Source organism: Clostridium sp. CAG:43, assembly GCF_000434655.1.
Taxonomy (GTDB): domain Bacteria; phylum Bacillota; class Clostridia; order Lachnospirales; family Lachnospiraceae; genus Otoolea; species Otoolea fessa.
On record NZ_FR895081.1, the window covers coordinates 1 to 15394 of the forward strand.

The following is a 15394-nucleotide window of genomic DNA, read 5'->3' on the forward strand; positions in this document are numbered from 1 at the left end:
CGATACACAGGCGGCAGTCAGCGCAAACTATGATTTGATGTCTGTGCGTGCAGCGAAAGCGGAAGGGTCTTCCAACCGCACAGTCAAGAAGCGAAACGTCGCCTATACCGAGGATTCGGTGACGATCACGGTTCAGAACCTCTATGCGGCGGTGGTATCAAAGAAACAGGCGTATGACAGTGCGACGGCTGGATATCAGGCGGCAGCGCAGAGCTACGAGGCGGCAAAGCGCCAGAACGCACTGGGAATGCTCTCAAGAGCCAATTATTTGGGGCTTGAGTGCTCCTGGCTCAGCAGCGTGGCGTCGTATAAGAGCGCGGAACTGGAATATACCAAAGCTGTGGAAAATTATGAGTGGGCAGTCAAAGGCCTGATTGTGACGAATTAATCCGTCAGGAATGGCAGTTTACTTAAGGTGTGAACAGGTTACTATTCACGGGTAGGCACTTTTGGAACAGAAAGTGCCGTAAGATAACATGGTGGTAACAGAAAGGAAGTAGGAACCGGAAATGAAACATAGAAGAAGGAAAACGGCGCTTCTGACCGCAGCGGCAGCAGCGGTTCTGGCATTGCAGGGACCGTTTGCGGCGCTGGCAGCCAGCCCGCAGTTTGCTTATGACGCAGATACATGGGCGAAGCTTCAGGACAATGTGATGGAATACAGCGAACTGCCGTATCTGGTACAGGAGTACAACCCGACGTATTTAAACAATCAGACGACCTATCAGGCAGGGCGCGACACAAAGAATGCGAAGGAAGTGCAGGATAAGCAGTACAATCAGGCGAATGATCTGTACGACAGCGCGGATAACCTGCGGGATCAGGCGGATCAGATTGAGGATTTTCTGGCGGTGCCGGGCATGGCGAGTGCTTACGCAAGCCTGATGTCAGCGTCCGTCATGGTGGAGCAGAATGCGTTAAAAACCCAGCAGTCTGCCGATGCTTCTTACCGCGACAGCGAGATGGACCGTCTGGACTATATCAACAGCCAGGATGCGGTTGTCGCGCAGGTGCAGTCGGCGTTTGCTGCTTATAATCAGGTCAAAAAGACAATTCCGTTGATGGAGAAATCAGTGGAATTGCAGGAACTTTCCATGCAGCTGATCCAGAAGCGCCAGCAGCTAGGTCAGGCGACCCAGATTGATGTGTTAAATGCACAGAAGTCGCTGCAGTCGCTCCAGTCCACGCTGACCCAGACAAAAGCGGGACTTCAGGCCCAGCATCAGCAGCTCTGCGTCCAGACCGGATGGTCCTATGACGCGGAACCGGATATCCAGGATCTGCCGCAGGCGGATCTCACCCGGATCGCGGCGATGAACCTGGCGGCGGACACGCAGACGGCACTCGAGCAGAACCTGTCCTTACAGTCCAACAAGCGCGGTTATGCCAATATGGCAGAAGGTTCAGCCGATAAGAAAAACATGGACCGCACCATCAAGAACCAGGAACAGACGATCCGCTCCGGTATGCAGACACTCTACAACGACATCATGCAGAAGCAGACAGCCCTGCAGCTTGCCGATGCGTCCCTGGCAGCAGAGACGCAGACGATGAATGCGATGCAGAAGAAGCTGGAGCTTGGCATGGCGACCCAGCTGGAGTACAAGAGCGAGGAAGTTTCCTTCCTGGAGAAACAGATCGACAAAGAGACAGCTAACATGAACCTGCAGCAGGCGATCGAGACGTATGAGTGGGCGCTGAAAGGTTACATGAAGTAGGGACAGAAGTTAAGTCTCTGGCACTTCCTCTGCGCGGGGGTTAACGTGGCGCTGGAAGAGGTGTATATATCGAAAATGATATAATAAAATACTTATAAAATAAGGGGCATAAAATCCTCATGGATCGGCATTTGCCCGGTAAAAAATGGATTTTTAGACAAAAAGTGTATTTCTGTCACGGACGATACGGCAGTTCACAGACCGTATGTTTTTGTGACACGTACAAAAAGAGGAAAAAAAGCGGCGATTCGGAACGGAACGCCGCTTTTTTTGCGAAGGAAATAGGTATATATTGTGAGACTTTAACAAAAAATATGCGTAAACAACAGAATACTACCAAATCCGACTGGAAAATACTGGGATAATAAAAAATACTTTTGACAATTAACGCGGCATATGAGAAAATAAAAAAGATACTGGCAGTAAGGAGAGAAAATAAGATATGAACAAGTCACAAAACAAAATCAAGTGGTATATGCTTTCCTTTATGTGTTTCTCCACCCTCTGGGCATTTGGAAACGTTTTAAATGGTTTCATATACTTCAATGGAACACAGGTTATCTTCTCCTGGATTCTGATGTTTGCACTGTACTTTGTACCGTACGCACTGATGGTCGGAGAGCTTGGTTCCGCATTTAAGAATTCGGGCGGTGGTGTCAGTTCCTGGATTCATGAGACAACCGGTGCGAAGGCTGCATACTACGCAGGCTGGACCTACTGGGCGTGTCATGTCACCTACATCGCATCCAAAGGTTCTGGCGGTCTGAAAGCGCTCAGCTGGATGGTGTTCCAGAATGCGGAGAAGTATGCATCTTTTAACACAAAGGCAGTACAGCTCGTTACTTTTGCCGTTCTGCTGTTCTTCTGCTGGGTAGCAAGCCGCGGTTTAAATCCGCTGAAAAAGATGGCAACCTTAGCAGGAACCAGTATGTTCGTTATGAGTATCCTGTACATTCTGCTGATGTTCGCTGCACCGGCAATCAACCCGAACGGCGGTTACCTGTCTGTTGATTTCAGCATGAAGAATCTGATCCCGCATTTTGATTGGAAGTACTTCAGCAGCCTGTCCATTCTTGTATTTGCGGTAGGCGGCTGTGAGAAGATCTCCCCGTATGTAAACAAGGTAGAGGATCCAGCAAAGGGATTTCCGAAGAGCATGATCTTTGCAGCAATCATGGTTATTGTCTGCGCGATCTTCGGTACCATCGCAATGGGCATGATGTTTGATCCGGTACTGATTGAGGAGAATTTTGACTCCTACAACGCAAACGGTTCTTACTGGGCATTCCAGAAACTGGGTGAGTACTACGGTGTCGGCAATCTGCTCATGATTATCTACGCAGCCTGCAACGCGATCGGACAGTTCTCGACGCTGGTAGTCAGCATCGACGCACCGCTGCGTATGCTGCTTGACAACGAGGATGCGCGTCAGTTCATCCCGACCAAGCTGTTAAAGAAGAACAAATTCGGCGCTTACATCAATGGTATCTGGATGGTTGTTATCCTGTCCGGTTCCATTATCCTGGCTCAGGTCCTGGTTCCGAACGCAGATACTGTACTGCGTCAGCTGACCCAGTTAAACTCGGTTACTATGCCGATGCGCTATCTGTGGGTATTCTTCGCTTATTTCATGCTTCGTAAACACACGAACAAGTTTGAACGTGAGTACCGCTTTGTAAAGAATAACGGAGTCGCTCTTGGCTTCGGTGCATGGTGCTTCTTCGTAACAGCAGCCTGCTGTATCTTAGGTATGTACAAGCAGGGCGATATGTATACAACTGTGCTGAATGTCATTACGCCGATTGTTCTGGTAACACTGGGACTTATCTTACCGGCGATTAAGAAGAGAGAAGGGAAGTCTGCATAATGAATGCTGCAAACGAATTACTGACTTTTATTGAGAACAGCCCAAGTATGTTTCATTCCATCGAGACAATCAAGGGTATGCTGGACGAGGCAGGTTTTACATACCTGCCGGAGTCGGCTCGTTGGGACGTGAAACAGGGCGGAGATTACTATACAATCCGCAACCATTCCAGTATCATTGCGTTTCGCGTAGGAGAGAAGCTGACTGATTATCACTTCCAGATGTGTGCCTCCCACAGTGATTCACCGACTTACAAGATCAAGAGTGTGCCGGAGTTAAATGGTCCGGGCGAGTATCTGCGCCTCGATGTGGAAGCATACGGCGGCATGATCGACAACACCTGGTTTGACCGCCCTCTGACCGTTGCAGGCCGTGTACTGGTAAAAGACGGTCAGGGCGTGAGCGCGAGACTTCTGTACATCGATAAAGACCTGCTCATCATTCCGAACGTAGCGATTCATTTCAACCGTGAGGTGAACAATGGATACAAATACAACCGTCAGGTTGATTTATGCCCGCTGTTCTCTGCCGGTGAGCTGAAAAAAGGCGCGTTTGACGCGATGATTGCGAAAGAGCTTGGTGTGGCAGCGGAGGACATTTTAGGGAAGGATCTCTTCCTTGTAAACCGCCAGCCGGGTACGATCTGGGGGTATGCGGACGAGTTCGTTTCCAGCCCGAAACTGGACGACTTACAGTGCGCTTACGTTTCCCTGAAAGCATTCCTGGAGGCGAAGAATGAGCGCGATGTCAGCGTATACTGCTGCTTCGACAATGAGGAAGTTGGTTCCAATACGAAGCAGGGGGCGATGTCCACCTTCTTACAGGATGTCCTGCACCGCATCAACGGCGCACTTGGAAAGACGCCGGAGGACTACTATCAGGCAGTTGCCGGTTCTTTCCTCGTAAGCTGCGACAACGCACACGCCGTTCACCCGAACCACGGGGAGAAGACGGATGCAGTCAACTGCTCCTGGATGAACAAGGGTATCGTCATCAAGGAGAGTGCGAACCAGAAATACACCACGGACGCATTCAGCCGTGCGGTATTTACGAATGTCTGCAATGAGGCAGGTGTTCCGGTTCAGGTGTTTGCAAACCGCAGTGATATTTTAGGCGGTTCCACCCTTGGAAACCTTTCCAACACGCAGGTCAGCGTCCATGCCGTCGATATCGGTCTGCCGCAGCTTGCGATGCATTCCTGTTACGAAACGGCAGGTGTGAAGGATGTTGAGTACGCAATCCGCGCACTGACGAAATTCTACCAGACCAATCTTCAGATTGAAGGCGCTGAGAGCGCAATGTTTGAATAGTTTTAGGATTGCGAAAGTGCGAAGCACATAGCAATCCGGTATCAAAATATAGTAAAAGCCCCGGAATCACAAAACTCCGGGGCTTTTACTATATTTTTATATCTAAATGACGATAGACTGTAATTCAGACTATAGTCGGTATAATGCAGATTTATTACTTTATAAAATAATATGATTTTATTTTGTCTGATTTGCGTGATAAAATCAAGAAAAGAAATGTAATTTCGTGAGTAAGTATGAAAATGAAAGGAGAAAAGAATCGAATATTTGGATTAAATTGAAAAAAAGTAAGTTTAAAAAGGAGGGCATATGTTAAAGCTAGGAATTATTCAATTATCTATCCAGGAAGGAAATATCGAAAAAAACTGTGCTCATATAGAAGAACTTGTTAGAAACCATTCTTCTGACGACATAGATCTTCTTTGCTTTCCGGAACTTTGTATCAGCGGATACAATTTTGAAAAGGCCATAATTTCAGATAGGGAAGCACTTTTTTTCTCAGAGCTTGCCAGTAAATATAAGATAGCAATCATGGCCGGAATTAATAAAAAAGAGGGAAACCAGCATTATGATGTTGCCTGTATTTGGGATGAAACAGGAACACTTTTGGGAGAGTACAAAAAAATTCATTTATGGGATAAGGAAAATGATTTTTTTGCGAAAGGAGAAGAGCTGGTTACGGTTTCGTTTAAAGGCTGGACAATTGGATTGTTAATTTGTGCGGATTTTGGATTCTCAGAATTGGCAAAATCTTTAGCATTAAAAAAGAACGCAGATGTGATTATGTATCCGAGCGCGTGGAATCCGGGTTGGGATTACCTGTTTTCCGGATGCAGCAGTATAAGAGCAGCAGAAAACCAGGTTTATACGGTTGGATTAAACAGGGCATCCGGGGACGTGGAGTATTGTGGTAATACAACTGTTTCGAATCCGGATGGAACAACGCTTGCCAGATTATGCACATCAGAAGAATCCTACACACGTGTTGTGCTCAAAAAGGAATGTTTGGAGAAAGCGAAAGAAACCATCCCGTGGAGATTAATGAGACGTGAAGAAGTTTATAACAAAATATAGGAAGGAGATTGTATGGGAAAAGAATTAGAAAAAGAAAAAACGGTGATTATAGATGATCCGATGACCCCGGTACCGCTAAATCAACGGCAGCATTGGACAGCACCGGCATTTATTTTCGGAGGCCTTGAATTCAGTGTCACCTTGTTGATGATAGGTTCTACATTAATAGGCGCATTTGGCTTAAAAGGAATCATACCGGTTGTATTGTTCACTTTCATATGCTTAACATGGGTAGGAAATGCTATCAGTGGATATATGGGGGCCAAAACAGGTCTTTCCTCTTCCGTAATTGCAAAACAAGGATTTGGCGACAAACAGGCAAAATTTATTATCGCACTAGTTATCGGTGTTATCAGTATGGGCTGGTGGGCCGTTCAGACATCGGTAACAGGCAATGCGTTTTGTGCAGTTTTGGGAATTGACTATACAGTTAATCGAACTGCCTGGATGATTACCACCATTGTCGCAGGAATAGTGTTCGCAATTCCTTCTGTTATTGGATATTCATCTATGAAATGGACGGATTATTTTGCGGTTCCTGGTGGAATTCTTCTGTGCATTGTTGGTATTTACCTGGCATTAAAGAACATTGGATGGTCGAACATTATTAGTTACAAAGGAAGCGGTGAGATTTCATTTGCTGCCGGTGTGACGATGATACTTGGCATGAATGTATCGCAGTTTGTTATTTCTGCTGATTATACAAGATATGCAAAACCGTGTTGGAAGGATAATATTTTAATACCGATTGGAATTGTTGCAATTGGTATTCCGCTTCTTTTTATTGGTGCCATCATGGGAGCAGGAAATGGAACTGCAGATATTGTTGCAGTTATGGAAAACTTAGGATTTCCTATCTGGGGATTTATTGTTCTTTGGCTTGCTGCCTGGACCAGTCAGCTTGTAAATAACTATACAATGGGACTTTCTTTCTCCAATATGCTGAATATAAAAACAAATAAAGGAAGAGCGATTGTAACGGCCGTAGGTACATTTTTATCACTTCTTCTTTGTTTTACGGGTATTCTGGAAAATTTACAGAAACTGCTTAGCCTGGCTGCTCTTCTTTATCCGGCCATTGCAGGGGTTATGTTTGTTGATTTCTTCCTCAGGAAGGGAGTGTGGGAAGATAAGCAGGGATGGAATTTTATGGCTACAATTGCAATGATTGTGGGAATTGCAGTTGGCTATATTACAACCTATATTGTAGTAATTGGAATTCCGCCGGCACAATCTCTGATTATAACCGGTATTACCTATTATGTAATAATGAAGGTGAAGGCAAAGGTAGCACCTGATAAATTTACAGAGGGAATTAATTAAGTTAAGATATGCAATAGAAGTATGAAAAGTTTATACATACCCGCGTGCGGCAGTACCCGAACCAGGCTGCTGCACGCATTTTATAAAAGGAGGAGATCTGTATGCGACTGGAAGAACATCCTGTCCTGGATTTTGACCGGGGAGAAGAGGTCGTTTTTTACTATAACGGTCAGCCCATCACCGGCTTTACCCACGAAACCATCGCCGCCGCCCTGCATGCGGCTGGCATCCGCACACTGGGACACAGTCCCCATCTGCACCGTCCAAGAGGTCTTTTTTGTGCCATCGGCAACTGTTCTTCTTGTTTCATGACTGTAGACGGTGAGCCAAATGTCCGCGTCTGCGTGACCCGCGTAAAGGCCGGCATGAAAGTGGAAGAACAGCACGGAAAGGGGGTTGTCCTATGATCAAACAGACCGAAATTCTCGTCATCGGAGGCGGACCGGCGGGTCTCTCTGCTGCCTGTGCCGCCGCCGAGCTGGGAGCCAGCGTCCTCTTATGTGAGCGCGATTACCTCCCCGGCGGTCAGTTAGTCAAACAGACGCACAAATTTTTTGGTTCCGAAAAACAATATGCCGGAGAACGCGGCATCCACATCGGAAACCTGCTGATAGAAAAAGCGAAACACCATCCAAATATTGAAATTTTGACAGAAGCAACCGTGCTGGGAATCTATGAGGACGGCATCGTTACTGTTTTTTATCACGGAAAACACATGAAAATCCGCCCATCCAAAATCATTCTCGCCACCGGCGCTTCTGAAAAGTTTCTGGAATTTCCCGGCAATGATCTTCCCGGCATCTACGGTGCCGGTGCCGTGCAGACCCTCATGAATGTCGCCGGCGTCAAACCGGCTGAACGTGTTTTAATGGTCGGTGCAGGCAATATCGGTCTGATTGTCTCCTATCAGCTGATGCAGGCAGGGGTTGAGGTTGCCGGCATTATCGAAGCCGCCCCAAAAATCGGCGGTTATCTGGTCCATGCCTCGAAAATCCGCCGCGCCGGTGTTCCTATCCGGACTGGTTATACGATCGAAAAAGCGTATGGAACCGATGCCCTTGAGGGCGTTGTCATCGTACAGGTTGACTCCCAGTTCCAGCCTGTCCCCGGCACGGAAGAGACGATTCCCTGTGATACGCTCTGTCTGGCAGTCGGACTGGCTCCGCTGACCGAGCTTTGCTGGCAGGCTGGCTGTGATATGGCATTTATCCGCGAATTATCCGGGCATATCCCGCTGACCGATGAAAACCTGGAAACCTCGGTTCCGGGCGTCTATGCAGCCGGCGATGTTTCCGGAATCGAAGAAGCCTCTTCCGCTATGGTGGAAGGCCGTATCGCCGGATGTGCCGCTGCCGAAAGCCTCGGCTATGAGCCTGTCCGGGCGGCAGCCGAAAAGGAAGCTGCCCGTTCGGAGCTTTCTGAACTGCGTTCCGGTCCTTCCGGTGCCAGAATTTTAAGCGGTCTGGAAAAAGCCCGTAAACTTCGCCTGGAGCATGACATGTGCAGGAAAGGAGGCGCATCCGTATGTTAATTCAGACAGGAATCCCGGATAAAGAAGCCATTGAAGCAGTTACGCCGGATGAAACACGTTTTTTAAAGGGCGCCGTTGCCATCGCAGAGTGTTTTCAGAAAATCCCCTGCAATCCCTGTACAAAGGCCTGTGTTAAAAAAGCAATCCACATCGAGCCAGATATCAACGAGACACCCAAAATTGATTTTGATGTCTGCAATGGCTGCGGTGCCTGTATGCTGAAGTGCCCGGGTCTTGCCATTTTCATCGTTGATAAAACATACAGCCCGACCGAAGCCCTCGTAAAGCTTCCGTTTGAATTTCTGCCGCTTCCTAAAAAAGGAGAGCTTGCCTGCGGTCTGAACCGCTCCGGCGAAGCACTCGGCTGGTTCCCGGTCGTACAGCTCATCCAGGGCGGCGCTAAAAATAAAACCAACATTGTCTGTCTGGCGGTTCCGAAGGAACTTGCCATGGACGTTCGGGCAATCAAAGTAGGGGGGTATCAAAATGGATGATAAAAACACAATCCTCTGCCGATGTGAAGATTTAACCCGCGAGGACATTTTAAAATGTATTCAGGATGGTTACCGCACCATCGACGAAATCAAACGTGTAACCCGCGCCGGAATGGGTCCCTGTCAGGGACGTACCTGCCGGATGTTGATCGCACAGGAACTCTCTTCCTATTATAAACTTCCTCTGGAAGAGGTCCTGATGCCAACCTTCCGCCCTCCTGTCAAACCTATCAGCATGGGCGCTCTGGCAGACGCCTGGGAAGAAACCGTCCGGGACGGGGATGAAGGTTCTTACGGATCCTACGATCCATCTGCTACAAAAGGAGGTGGCGGCGAATGAAAAAAGCCTACGATGTCATCATTATCGGCGGAGGCATTATTGGATGTGCCACCGCATTTGAACTCGCCAAGCGTGGAATCACGGACATCCTCCTGATTGAGAAACGCTTTCTGACCTCCGGCGCAACGGGCCGCTGCGGCGCCGGTATCCGCCAGCAGTGGGGATCCGAGCTGAACGCGCGGATCGCTCTGGAAAGTACCCATATCTTTGAACATCTGGAAGAATATACCGGCTATACGCGCAGCTGCGGTCTCCATCAGGGCGGCTATCTTCTGGTTGCTTATACAGAAAAAGAATGGGCACAATTTCAGGAAAACCTCAAAGTCCAGCATAAGCTCGGCATTGATTCCCGCGCAGTCGATTTAAAAGAAGCAAAAGAGATTGTTCCATACCTGAATACCGACGGTATGTTTGGCGCTACCTTCTGCCAGAAGGATGGTCACGCAGATCCGTTCCAGTGTACACAGGCCTACGCACAGGGTGCCAAACGGATGGGTGTTGAATTTCTGACCTACACCGAGGTCACCGGGCTTCAGACGAAAGCCGGACGCATCCACGCTGTTGAGACAACAAACGGAACCTTTGAAGCCAGAACCGTCATCAACTGTGCCAACGTCCATGCGCCAGAGCTGGCTAAAATGGTTGGTGAGGACATTCCTGTTACCTCGGAACGCCATCAGGCGCTGGTAACCGAGCCGGTTGCACCTCTCATCGACTGCATGGTTATGTCCTTCCACCGTTCCTATTATGTCCAGCAGACACCGCATGGAAGCTTCGTCATGGGCATCGGCCCCCACGAAGCCCCCAGCTACAATTTCAATTCTTCCTGGCAGTTTCTGGAAAAGAACTGTGCTGTCATGTGTGAGGCACTTCCGATTCTGCGGAAACTGAAAGTGGTCCGCCAGTGGGCTGGACAGTACGATTTAAGCCCGGACTGCAACCCTGTCATCGACGAAGCGGCTGAGGCAAAAGGATTTTACAGCGTCTGTGGGTTCTCCGGACACGGTTTCATGGTCTCCCCCCGCATTGCCATCCTCATGGCAAACCATCTCGCCGGGCAGGAGGACAGCATGGATATCAAGTTATTCAGCAAAGAACGCTACAAAACCGGCAAGCTCCTCCTGGAGCCGGCGGTTGTATAGATATAGCATAAACGCAAAAATCGGCAGTAAACGAACCAATTTTCGTTTACTGCCGATGCTTTTACGCCTCTTTCGTTCCTTTATTCTTTCGATCCAGAATAACCAGAACCACAATCAGCGCTGCGAATCCCACGCCGGTTCCCACCCAGCCATTGGCGGTAATTCCGGCTGCCAGATAACCGAGGAAACAGCACGCCGCTACGCACAGCACATACGGGATCTGGGTCGATACGTGGTTGATGTGGTGGCACTGGGCGCCAGCCGACGCAAGGATGGTCGTATCCGAGATCGGGGAAACATGGTCGCCGCAGACCGCACCTGCCAGAATCGAAGCCGTCACGATCGTAAGGCTGTTCATATTTTCAGCGCCAACCACCGCAAATGCAATCGGAAGCAGAATACCGAAGGTACCCCAGGACGTACCGGTCGAGAACGCCAGCCCCGCCGCGATGGCGAACATCAGGGCCGGCATCAGGGAGCCGACCAGCGCATTGCCGCCCACTACCTCTTTGACATAGCCGCCGATGTTTAAGTAATCCGCACTGCAGATACCAGACAGAGTCCAGGCAAGGCACAGAATCATGATCGCCGGGATCATCGCCTTGACGCCGATCGTGAAGGATTCACAGAACTCATTGAACCGGATGACACGGCGGATCATGTAAAATGCAAAGATAAACACCAGTGTGAAGAAGGAACCAAGCACCAGGCTCAGTGCCGAATCACAGTTGGCGAACGCCTCGACCAGACCAACGCCGTCCAGGATGCCGCCTGTATACAGCATACCGCTGACGCAGAACGCAATCAGAACCAGGATCGGAAGAATCAGATCGATAACCTTTCCGTTGCCGGAGATCTCCATCGCCTCCGCCTCGACCGTCGTCTCTTTTCCGGTCTTTTTCACCTGTTCTTCATAGCGTTTCATCGCCGCGAAATCAAAATCGCCTGCTACCAAAAAGAGCATGAAGCAGATCGTGAGAAGCGCATACAGATTAAACGGAATCGTGTGAAGGAACAGACTGAAGCCGTCCACTCCGCTGTCCTCCGGAAGCGAAGAACCGACCGCTGCCGCCCAGCTTGAGATCGGCGCGATGATACAGATCGGCGCCGCTGTCGCATCGATGATGTAGGCTAACTTCGCACGTGTGATCTTGTGCTTGTCCGTCACCGGACGCATAACCGTGCCGACGGTCAGGCAGTTAAAATAGTCATCCACGAAAATCAGCATTCCGAGGAACATGGTTGCAAACAGCGCGCCCTTCTTCGTGCGGATCGCGTGGGACGCCCACTCACCATAAGCCTTCGACGCACCAGACTTTGTGATCAGTGCTACCACGATGCCGAGAAATGCCAGGAAAAGCAGAATGTTGACATTGCCCCCGATCTTCTCGCCCATGATCGCGATCATTGTTTCCACCGCATGAAGCGGATTTGGACCCGTAAATAAAAACGCGCCCGACATAATACCTATCAGCAGAGACAGGTACACCTCTTTCGTAATCAATGCAAGCGCAATGGCTACGATAGGCGGTATTAAAGAAAAAATCGTACCGCTCATAATTACCCCCTTATGGATTATCTGTACACATTCGGGCAAATTCTGCCCGTTTTTGAGCATACTATACTTACATAATAAATGTCCCCGGGCACTTTGTCCAGCGTCCGGGGACATTTTTTCATATTTTCTCTCTTTTTACTTTCTTTCCCTGCTTTTTACTCTGCTTTCTCCAGCTCTGCCAGTTCCAGAGCTGTCGCCTCATATTTGGCAAGAATGACATTCTGAATCATGTCTCTGGTTCCCGAATTAATCGGGTGGGCAATATCCCGGTATTCTCCATCCGCAGCCTTACGGCTCGGCATAGCAATAAAAAGTCCCTTCTCCCCCTCAATAACCTTGATATCATGAACCACAAATTCATTGTCAAGTGTGATGGATACGATGGCTTTCATCTTACCTTCCTTCTCTATCCGCCGCACTCTTACGTCTGTAATCTGCATACCCATTTACCCCTTCCGTCTGTTCTTTGATGTACCCTATAATGTAAACCGCTCGTTCTTCTCAATAACAATCTTTACATCTTCCGGCGTACCGATGTGCGTCGTGTTGGCGCGGATCGTATCACGGCTCTCTACAATACAATTCTCAATCACTGTATTGTCCCCGATGTAAACATCATTTAAAATAACAGAATTCCGGATGATACAGTTATTGCCTACATATACTTTCTTAAACAGAACCGAGTTCTCCACCGTACCATTTAAGATACAGCCGCTGGATACCAGACTGTTCTTGACATTTGCACCCGGATTGTATTTTGCCGGCGGAAGATCATCTACCTTGGAGTAGATCTCCGGGTATTCCTTGAAGAAATAGTGGCGTACATCCGGTTTTAGGAAATCCATGTTCGTCTTGTAGTACGAATCAACCGAAGCGATGTTGCTCCAGTAAGTTCCTAACTTATACGCGTAAATGCGTTTGAGGTTCTTATATCTGACTAAAATATCGGTAACAAAATCATACCGATCCTCTGCTGCACAGCGCTCCAGAAGTTCGATGAGCTGACGGCGGCGGATTACATAGATACCGCAGGAGATCATGCTGGAGGTCGCCAGCATCGGTTTTTCCTCAAAATCTGTGATACGTCCGTCATCGTTTAACTTCACCAGACCGAAGCGGGTAACGTCCTCCTCCGGAGGCATCTCCTTGCATACTACGGTAATATCCGCTTTCTTTTCAATATGATACTCCAGTACCTTGCCGTAATCCAATTTATAGACACAGTCGCCGCCTGCAATGACCACATACGGCTCATGGCTCTTCTTTAAGAAATCGAGGTTCTGATACAGCGCATCTGCGGTACCGCGGTACCAGTCGCTGCTCTCTGCCGTGATCGTCGGTGTGAATACATACATGCCGCCCTGCTTACGTCCGAAATCCCACCACTTGGAAGAACTCAAGTGCTCATTCAGGGAACGGGAGTTGTACTGCGTCAGTACCGCCACACTCTGGATGTGGGAATTGCTCATATTGCTCAGAGCAAAATCGACACTGCGGTAGCTGCCTGCGATAGGCATCGCTGCGATGGCTCTCTTATTGGATAATTCTCTCATTCTCTTGCTGTTGCCGCCAGCTAAAACAATCCCGATCGCTCTCATTGTATTCCACCTGCCTTTATGATATAATCGCCGCTCTCCAGCTCGCCGCCGTGATAATCTTCTGCCGTCGTCACGCCGGAAATCGCTGTGTTCCGTCCTATCTTCACTCCATCCGGTATCACGGAGCGCTCTCCGATCGTTACCAGATCGAACTGATATACCTTCTTGTCGTACTTGCTCTCGGCATATTCTCCGACGCCGACCTCGGCATTCTCACCGATGGTAACGTCCTCCGCCACGATCGCCTTATCCACAACCGTGCCAGCGCCGATCGTCGTGCCCTTCATGATGATCGAATCACGGATCACCGCACCTTCTCCGATCGTAACGCCTGCTCCGATGACCGAGTTAATGACTTCGCCGTATACCTCGGTGCCCTCGCCGATGATACTGCGCTCTATCTTGGACTGCTCCGATATAAATTGTGGGGGAATAATATCGCTCTTCGTGTAAATCTTCCAGTATTCTTCATACAGGTTGAACTCTGGAATGATGTCGATCAGTTCCATGTTTGCCTCCCAGTAGGAGCCAAGGGTTCCGACATCTTTCCAGTAGCCGTTGTACTCGTATGCGAAGATACGTTTTCCAGCTGCATGGCAATACGGGATAATGTGCTTTCCAAAGTCACATCCAGGCTCGTCCGAGAGCTTGATGAGCGCTTCCTTGAGCACCTTCCAGCTGAATATGTAAATACCCATGGAAGCTAAATTGCTGCGCGGATTCGCCGGTTTCTCCTCAAACTCCGTAATGCGGTTGTTGTCATCGGTTATAACGATACCGAAACGGCTTGCCTCCTCCATCGGAACCTGCATCGCCGCGATCGTCACATCCGCATTGTTTGCTTTGTGGTATTCCAGCATTACCTCGTAGTCCATCTTGTAGATGTGGTCGCCGGACAAAATCAGCACATACTCTGGATTGTACGTTTCCATGTATTCCAGGTTCTGGTAGATCGCGTTCGCCGTACCGGTGTACCAATCGCTTCCTTTGCTCCGCTCATACGGCGGAAGTACCGTCACACCACCTACGTTGCGGTCCAGATCCCACGGAATACCGATTCCAATATGTGCATTCAGCCGCAGCGGCTGATACTGGGTCAGAACGCCTACCGTGTCCACTCCCGAATTGATACAGTTACTTAACGGAAAATCGATGATTCGATACTTTCCTCCGAAAGAAACCGCAGGTTTTGCTACTTTTTGAGTTAAGACACCCAGACGACTGCCCTGTCCGCCTGCCAACAGCATAGCTATCATTTCCTTTTTAATCACGATATCACCCCTCGATGCTCACATATAATGTGTATTTTAAACCTGTTTTTATTATAACATACTTCACGAAAATAGTGAACAAATTTTTAATAGAATTTGTCCTAATTTTGTACATTTTCCGACATTTTTCGTTCCTTTTACATAATATTTTCGTAATTCCGGGATGTG

15 protein-coding genes are annotated in these 15394 nt (G+C 48.7%); 11 read left to right on the forward strand and 4 right to left on the reverse strand.

Annotated elements, in window-relative coordinates:
* From QVO97_RS06505 to QVO97_RS06555, 11 genes are all read left to right on the forward strand, one after another.
* A partial coding sequence (locus QVO97_RS06505) for a TolC family protein (RefSeq protein WP_288189188.1) occupies positions 1-388 on the forward strand: 388 nt, incomplete at its 5' end.
* A 121-nt stretch (positions 389-509) separates the two neighbouring features.
* Positions 510-1718 carry a TolC family protein gene (locus QVO97_RS06510; RefSeq protein WP_022359563.1) on the forward strand — a complete coding sequence of 403 codons (1209 nt, stop codon included), beginning with the start codon at positions 510-512 and terminating at the stop codon, positions 1716-1718.
* A 442-nt stretch (positions 1719-2160) separates the two neighbouring features.
* Entirely contained in the window at positions 2161-3585 is a 1425-nt protein-coding gene (locus tag QVO97_RS06515) for an APC family permease (RefSeq protein WP_022359564.1), read from the forward strand.
* Complete coding sequence (locus QVO97_RS06520) at positions 3585-4895, forward strand: M18 family aminopeptidase (RefSeq protein WP_022359565.1); 1311 nt, start codon at positions 3585-3587, stop codon at positions 4893-4895. Before QVO97_RS06515 ends, QVO97_RS06520 begins: the two co-directional genes overlap by 1 nt.
* Before the next feature lie 309 nt (positions 4896-5204).
* Positions 5205-5969: a carbon-nitrogen hydrolase family protein gene (locus tag QVO97_RS06525; protein WP_022359566.1), complete on the forward strand. Its 765-nt coding sequence runs from the start codon at positions 5205-5207 to the stop codon at positions 5967-5969.
* A gap of 12 nt (positions 5970-5981) precedes the next feature.
* Positions 5982-7292 (forward strand): purine-cytosine permease family protein, encoded by a 1311-nt coding sequence (locus tag QVO97_RS06530; RefSeq protein WP_022359567.1) that lies wholly within the window; start codon positions 5982-5984, stop codon positions 7290-7292.
* Positions 7293-7393: 101 nt separating this feature from the next.
* Positions 7394-7699, forward strand: a complete 306-nt coding sequence (locus tag QVO97_RS06535) for a (2Fe-2S)-binding protein (protein ID WP_022359568.1) — start codon at positions 7394-7396, stop codon at positions 7697-7699.
* Positions 7699-8823 carry an NAD(P)/FAD-dependent oxidoreductase gene (locus tag QVO97_RS06540; RefSeq protein ID WP_288189205.1) on the forward strand — a complete coding sequence of 375 codons (1125 nt, stop codon included), beginning with the start codon at positions 7699-7701 and terminating at the stop codon, positions 8821-8823. Before QVO97_RS06535 ends, QVO97_RS06540 begins: the two co-directional genes overlap by 1 nt.
* Positions 8817-9317: a 4Fe-4S binding protein gene (locus QVO97_RS06545; protein ID WP_022359570.1), complete on the forward strand. Its 501-nt coding sequence runs from the start codon at positions 8817-8819 to the stop codon at positions 9315-9317. The genes QVO97_RS06540 and QVO97_RS06545 overlap by 7 nt, the downstream gene beginning before the upstream one ends.
* Positions 9310-9657 carry a (2Fe-2S)-binding protein gene (locus QVO97_RS06550; protein WP_022359571.1) on the forward strand — a complete coding sequence of 116 codons (348 nt, stop codon included), beginning with the start codon at positions 9310-9312 and terminating at the stop codon, positions 9655-9657. The genes QVO97_RS06545 and QVO97_RS06550 overlap by 8 nt, the downstream gene beginning before the upstream one ends.
* Positions 9654-10799: an NAD(P)/FAD-dependent oxidoreductase gene (locus QVO97_RS06555; protein WP_022359572.1), complete on the forward strand. Its 1146-nt coding sequence runs from the start codon at positions 9654-9656 to the stop codon at positions 10797-10799. The genes QVO97_RS06550 and QVO97_RS06555 overlap by 4 nt, the downstream gene beginning before the upstream one ends.
* A gap of 61 nt (positions 10800-10860) precedes the next feature.
* On the opposite strand, the gene QVO97_RS06560 is transcribed toward QVO97_RS06555, so the two are convergent.
* From QVO97_RS06560 to QVO97_RS06575, 4 genes are all read right to left on the reverse strand, one after another.
* A complete protein-coding gene (locus tag QVO97_RS06560) occupies positions 10861-12357 on the reverse strand; it encodes a Na+/H+ antiporter NhaC family protein (protein ID WP_022359573.1) in 1497 nt (498 codons plus the stop codon).
* A 155-nt stretch (positions 12358-12512) separates the two neighbouring features.
* On the reverse strand, positions 12513-12797 hold the full coding sequence (spoVG, locus tag QVO97_RS06565) for a septation regulator SpoVG (protein ID WP_118467740.1): 285 nt from the start codon (positions 12795-12797) through the stop codon (positions 12513-12515).
* A 36-nt stretch (positions 12798-12833) separates the two neighbouring features.
* Positions 12834-13955: a glucose-1-phosphate adenylyltransferase subunit GlgD gene (gene glgD / locus QVO97_RS06570; RefSeq protein ID WP_022359575.1), complete on the reverse strand. Its 1122-nt coding sequence runs from the start codon at positions 13953-13955 to the stop codon at positions 12834-12836.
* On the reverse strand, positions 13952-15226 hold the full coding sequence (locus tag QVO97_RS06575) for a glucose-1-phosphate adenylyltransferase (protein WP_107001700.1): 1275 nt from the start codon (positions 15224-15226) through the stop codon (positions 13952-13954). The genes glgD and QVO97_RS06575 overlap by 4 nt, the downstream gene beginning before the upstream one ends.
* Positions 15227-15394: the final 168 nt, after the last annotated feature.

Bases quoted from the DNA above. Each gene is read 5' to 3' on its own strand.
- QVO97_RS06510 (WP_022359563.1), top strand. From the start codon at position 510: ATGAAACATAGAAGAAGGAAAACGGCGCTTCTGACCGCAGCGGCAGCA.
- QVO97_RS06515 (WP_022359564.1), top strand. From the start codon at position 2,161: ATGAACAAGTCACAAAACAAAATCAAGTGGTATATGCTTTCCTTTATG.
- QVO97_RS06520 (WP_022359565.1), top strand. From the start codon at position 3,585: ATGAATGCTGCAAACGAATTACTGACTTTTATTGAGAACAGCCCAAGT.
- QVO97_RS06525 (WP_022359566.1), top strand. From the start codon at position 5,205: ATGTTAAAGCTAGGAATTATTCAATTATCTATCCAGGAAGGAAATATC.
- QVO97_RS06530 (WP_022359567.1), top strand. From the start codon at position 5,982: ATGGGAAAAGAATTAGAAAAAGAAAAAACGGTGATTATAGATGATCCG.
- QVO97_RS06535 (WP_022359568.1), top strand. From the start codon at position 7,394: ATGCGACTGGAAGAACATCCTGTCCTGGATTTTGACCGGGGAGAAGAG.
- QVO97_RS06545 (WP_022359570.1), top strand. From the start codon at position 8,817: ATGTTAATTCAGACAGGAATCCCGGATAAAGAAGCCATTGAAGCAGTT.
- QVO97_RS06550 (WP_022359571.1), top strand. From the start codon at position 9,310: ATGGATGATAAAAACACAATCCTCTGCCGATGTGAAGATTTAACCCGC.
- QVO97_RS06555 (WP_022359572.1), top strand. From the start codon at position 9,654: ATGAAAAAAGCCTACGATGTCATCATTATCGGCGGAGGCATTATTGGA.
- QVO97_RS06560 (WP_022359573.1), bottom strand. From the start codon at position 12,357: ATGAGCGGTACGATTTTTTCTTTAATACCGCCTATCGTAGCCATTGCG.
- spoVG (WP_118467740.1), bottom strand. From the start codon at position 12,797: ATGCAGATTACAGACGTAAGAGTGCGGCGGATAGAGAAGGAAGGTAAG.
- glgD (WP_022359575.1), bottom strand. From the start codon at position 13,955: ATGAGAGCGATCGGGATTGTTTTAGCTGGCGGCAACAGCAAGAGAATG.